The organism is Streptomyces sp. UNOB3_S3 (assembly GCF_020740895.1).
Taxonomy (GTDB): domain Bacteria; phylum Actinomycetota; class Actinomycetes; order Streptomycetales; family Streptomycetaceae; genus Streptomyces.
In genome coordinates, this window is record NZ_JAILXP010000598.1 from 1 (window position 1) to 2700 (window position 2700).

Here is a 2700-nt window from a genome sequence, read left to right on the forward strand (position 1 = left end):
CCCCCGGTCAGGCGGGCCCGCCCCGGGCCGCCCGGTCCACCGGGAAGAGCGCCGTCACCTGCCAGCCGCCCTCCGGCGCCGGCCCGGCCCGCAGCGAGCCGCCCAGCGCCTTGGCGCGCTCGGCCAGCCCGGCGAGCCCGAAGCCGCCGCCCCGGGCCTTCTCCGGCAGCTGCGCGCCCCGCCTTCCGTCGTCCGCGATGCGCAGTTCGACGCCCGAGGGGACGCCGCGCACCCCGATCCGTACGGCCGTGGCGTCGGCCGCGTGCTTGCGGATGTTGGTGAGGGACTCGCGGACGACACGGTGGACGCCCGCCGCGACCTCGCCCGGGATCCAGCTCTCCATGCCCCGCTCGATGTACAGGGCGACGGGCGGGCCCGTCCGGGCGAACTCCTCGGTCAGGGCGCGGACCTCCGGCAGCCCGGCGACGGGCTCGGTCTCGGCCTCCCCCTCGCGCAGCACGCCGACCAGGCGGCGCATGGCGCCCAGCGCCTCGCCCGCCGACGTCTCGATGCGCTGGAAGGCGCCGGCCGCCGCGGGTCCCTCCAGTGCCGTGAAGCGGGCGGCCTGGGCCTGCACCGCGATGCCCGTGACGTGGTGGGCGACGAGGTCGTGGAGCTCACGGGCGAGTTCGAGCCGTTCGGCGGTGCGGACGGCGGCCAGGTCGCGGACGCGCTGGCGGGCGTGGCCGCGCAGCAGCAGGGAGTAGGTGCCGACGACCACCAGCAGCATGGAGAAGAGCGCGGTGAACCACTGGGGGTTGAGGTCGCGCATGGGCGCGGCGACGACCGCGACGGCGAGCAGCGGCCCGAGGACGCCCGCGGCGCGGTTGGAGGCGCGGCTGACGACGACGGTGAACAGCACGAGCAGCGCGACGTCCTCGCCCATCCCCCATACGATCCGGGGATGCTGTCCGATCATCAGGACGGCGGAGGCGATGAGGGAGACGGTGGTCGCGATGCTCGCGCGGACGGTCAGCGGGATCCAGCTGTAGGGGACGGCGCACAGGCAGACGAGGACGCCGGAGGCGAGGACGATGGCGTGCGGCCGGCTCGGCTGGCGGGCCAGCGCGATGCCCTCCAGGCCCACGAGGCAGAGCAGGACCGCCCCCAGGACGGCCTTCGCCACTGTGGCCCGCCGGGGGTACCGGACGGCCCATCCGGCCCATCTGCTCATGTGCCGCCCGTGGCCAGCCCGCTCTCCCAGGCCCAGGCGGCGATCTCGACGCGGTTCCTGGCGTCGAGCTTGAGCTGCACATTGGCCAGGTGGGTCTTGACCGTGGACAGGGAGACGAACAGTTCGGCGGCGATCTCGGCGTTGGTGGCGCCGCGGGCGAGGCAGCGCACGACGTCGGCCTCGCGGTCGGTGAGGGGTTCGGAGGGCCGCCGGGCGGCGGGCGGGGCGCCCGCGGGGGCCATGTCGCGCAGCAGCCGGACGGTGATCGCGGGGGAGATCAGGGAGTCGCCGACGGCGGCGGCGTGGACGGCCTCGACGAGCATGGCGGGGCTGGCGTCCTTCAGCAGGAAGCCGGAGGCGCCGTTGCGCAGCGCGGTGTGGACGTATTCGTCGAGGTCGAAGGTGGTGACGATGACGATGCGGGGGCGCTGTGCCCGGTCGGGGTGCGCGGCGGCGAGGGCGGACAGCCGGCGGGTGACCTCCAGGCCGTCCACCTTGGGCATGCGGATGTCGAGGAGGAGGACGTCGGGGTCGTGCTCCTCGACGGCCGCCAGGGCGGCCTCGCCGTCGACGACGTCGGCGACGACCTCGATGTCGGGCTGGCTCTCCAGGATCATCCGGAACCCGGTGCGGACCATCTCCTGGTCGTCCGCGATGACCACGCTGATCGCCATACTGTGCCCTCGCTCCTCGGAAGCCTTGAGAAGAAGCCATGGCGAGGCCGCCATGGTGGGGTGTCGTGCGGAGAGCCATGGCCGCGCTGCCGGGTCCCTCCATGTCACCGGGGGTGCGGAGGCGCCGCAACCGCAGCGCCCCCGGCCCGCCCGGCCGGTGCCCCCCCGGGCGGTGCGGTCAGTCGGCGCTCCGCCCGTTGCGGCGCAGCGCGACGCGGACGCCGTAGGCGCCGCCGGCGGCCAGCAGGGCGATCCCGCCGGCGATCACAGGGGTGCCGACCTCTCCGGCGTCGTGGCTGGCCTTGATCACCTGGCCGGCCTCGACCACGCGCTTGACGGGGTTGCCGGAGGTGTCGTGGGGCGGCTTGGCGTGTGCCCGGTTCTTGACCTGGACGTCCGGGGAGGCCTTGGCGCGGGTGTCGCCGGGGTGGGCGGCGTGCGTCGTGCGCCCGGCGGCGGGGGCCTTGCGGTAGTCCTTGATCGTGTCGCCGGTGGCGGCGAGGCGGTCGAGGTCGCCGCCGTCGAGGGTGTGGCGCAGGGAGCCGGAGGCGAAGTCGTAGTAGTTCGGCAGCCGGCTGCCCTCCAGCTGGGCACGCAGCGTGGGGTGGGTGGTGTCGGCGCCGAGGATCCGCAGGCGGAGCCGGTCGAGCTCGGCCGAGGGGCGGCTCGCGTCGATGGTGTGGCGCTGTCCGCCGTGGGTGACGGTGACGCTGGCCGGGCCGTTGCCGGAGGTCAGCCGGGCCCGGCTGCCGTCGGGCAGGAGCACCTGCCGGACGGTGGTGCCGGGACGGCCGGGGCGGGTGTCGTGGTCGGCGTGGCCGGGCGCGCCGGCGGACGGGGCCGACGGTACGG

The 2700-nt window shown here is 75.6% G+C and carries 3 protein-coding genes; all 3 read right to left on the bottom strand.

The annotated features are described in order from the left end of the window. Nucleotides 1-7: 7 nt before the first annotated feature. On the bottom strand, nt 8-1174 hold the full coding sequence (locus K6I33_RS34115; protein ID WP_229358680.1) for a sensor histidine kinase: 1167 nt from the start codon (nt 1172-1174) through the stop codon (nt 8-10). Then, on the bottom strand, nt 1171-1848 hold the full coding sequence (locus K6I33_RS34120) for a response regulator transcription factor (protein WP_229358681.1): 678 nt from the start codon (nt 1846-1848) through the stop codon (nt 1171-1173). Before K6I33_RS34120 ends, K6I33_RS34115 begins: the two co-directional genes overlap by 4 nt. 178 nt (nt 1849-2026) lie before the next feature. Then, nucleotides 2027-2700, bottom strand: a 674-nt coding sequence (locus K6I33_RS34125; protein ID WP_229358682.1) for a hypothetical protein, incomplete at its 5' end; no start/stop codon positions are given.